The sequence below is a fragment of the Vulcaniibacterium thermophilum genome, from assembly GCF_007923255.1.
Taxonomy (GTDB): domain Bacteria; phylum Pseudomonadota; class Gammaproteobacteria; order Xanthomonadales; family Xanthomonadaceae; genus Lysobacter_F; species Lysobacter_F thermophilum.
This window is the reverse complement of the sequence record NZ_VOHJ01000071.1, coordinates 1-1,688: the sequence shown is the minus strand read 5'-3', so window position 1 is coordinate 1,688 and position 1,688 is coordinate 1. Positions and strand designations below refer to the sequence as shown.

The following is a 1,688-nucleotide window of genomic DNA, read 5'->3' as shown; positions in this document are numbered from 1 at the left end:
AGGTGCGCGGCCGCGGCCGCCTCGTCGCCGCGCGCGAGCGCGGCGCGCGCCGCGCCCAGCCGTGCCGCCAGCGCCGCCTCGCGTTCCTGCGCGGCCTGGGCGAGCAGCGTCTCGGCGCGCGACCAGTGGCCCTGGTGGAGCGCGTCCAGGCCCTCCAGCAGCCGCGTGCGCGCCTGCCGCGCGCGGTAGCGGCGGAACGCGGCGAACGGCAGGGTCAGCGCCTTCCAGGCCAGCCACAGCGCCAGCAGCACGCCCAGCAGGATCAGCACCGCGCCGGCCAGCGTGGTGCTGCGGTCCCAGCCGCCGTAGCGGATCAGCACGTAGCCGGGGTCGTCGAGCAGCAACTGCGCGGCCAGCGCGCCCAGCACGGCGAGCGCGATCCAGAACACCAGGTGACGGAACAGGCGCATGGCGGTCCTCCTTCCGGTCAGCGCGCGGCGCGCATGCGGCGCAACTGCTCGAGCGTGCTGCCGAGCGTGGGAATGTCGGGCGTCAGCGGATGCTCGGCCAGCGCGCGCAGGCGCGTGCGCTGCGCCTCGCTGGCGCCGAGGCGGCGCATCCAGCCCTCGGCGCGCGCCAGCGCGGCGCGGTAGCCGGCGCGGTCGTTGCGCTCGGCCGCGGCGCGGGCGAGGGTGATTTCCAGTTGCAGGCCGGCGAGCGCGGCGCTGCGGTCGGCACCGTCGCGGGCGACGCTGGCGTCGGTCGGGCGCACGTCGATGAGCCCGGCGAACGCGCGCTGCCACCACGGGCGCGCTTCGCGCGGCGCGGCGGCGGTGTCGCGCGGGGCGGCGATGCCGCGCGCCAGCGCGTCGAGCTCGGCCATCGCCTTGACCCGCGGCGCGAGCGCGGCGCTCTCCAGCGCCGCGCGTTCCTGCATCAGCGTCTGCCGCAGGCTGAGGTAGGCCGGATCGCTCACGCCGTCGAGCACGCCGGCCGCGAGCGCGTAGGCGTGCAACGCGCCGGCCACGTCGCCGTCGAGCCGCGCCCGCTGCAGGCCGAGCGTCAGCAGCAGCTCCGCCTCGTCCAGACGCAGCGCCTGGGCGCCGTGCCGATCGGGGTCGGCCAGCCGTGCCACCGTGTCCTCCAGCAGCGCGGCGCGCTGGCCGACGCCGAGCACCTCGTCGCGCAGCACGCGGTTGGTGGCGTCGGCCTGCTGCAGGCGCTGGACCAGCGCGCGCTGGTCGCGGCGCAGGGCGTCGATGCGGGCATCCAGCGCGTCCAGCCGCTGGTCGGTGCCGATCAGCTCGGCGCGCTGGCGGGCGTCGTAGCGCAGCCAGCCGCGCCAGCCGAGCGCGAGCGCCGCCGCCAGCGCGATCAGCGCGAGCAGCCACCACAGGCCGGAGCGCCGGCGCGGACGGGATGCGGCGGATTCGGGAGCAGGTGTCGCCATGCCGGCATGGTACCCGGCGCGCCGCCAAGCCCGCAGTCAGCCGGCCGCCGCGGCGACCAGATCCGCCGGGCGCGGGCCGCGCGCGAGGCGGATGTCGGCGAAACCGAGCGCCCGCGCGCGCTCGGCCAGGCGGGCGCTGGCCACCACCAGCGGGCCTGCGCGCAGCCGCGCGGCGAGATCGGCCGGCAGCGCCTGCATCGTGCGTTCGAGCGCCTCGCCGCTGGAGGCGACCAGCACCGCCGGCGCGTCGAGCGCGCGCAGCCGCGCCAGCGTGCGCGGCGACGGCGGCAGCGGCAGC

The 1,688-nt window shown here is 78.6% G+C and carries 2 protein-coding genes and 1 pseudogene; all 3 read right to left on the bottom strand.

Going from position 1 to position 1,688, the window contains the following annotated elements; all coding sequences use genetic code 11:
• Window positions 1-410 (bottom strand): heme biosynthesis HemY N-terminal domain-containing protein (locus FQY64_RS14580; protein WP_146475458.1); only part of this gene is annotated, 410 nt, incomplete at its 3' end.
• Between the two features lie 17 nt (window positions 411-427).
• Entirely contained in the window at window positions 428-1,390 is a 963-nt protein-coding gene (locus tag FQY64_RS14575; protein ID WP_146475456.1) for a uroporphyrinogen-III C-methyltransferase, read from the bottom strand.
• A 36-nt stretch (window positions 1,391-1,426) separates the two neighbouring features.
• Window positions 1,427-1,688: pseudogene (locus FQY64_RS14885) on the bottom strand (uroporphyrinogen-III synthase); the annotation flags it as partial.

Bases quoted from the DNA above. Each gene is read 5' to 3' on its own strand.
- FQY64_RS14575 (WP_146475456.1), bottom strand. From the start codon at position 1,390: ATGGCGACACCTGCTCCCGAATCCGCCGCATCCCGTCCGCGCCGGCGC.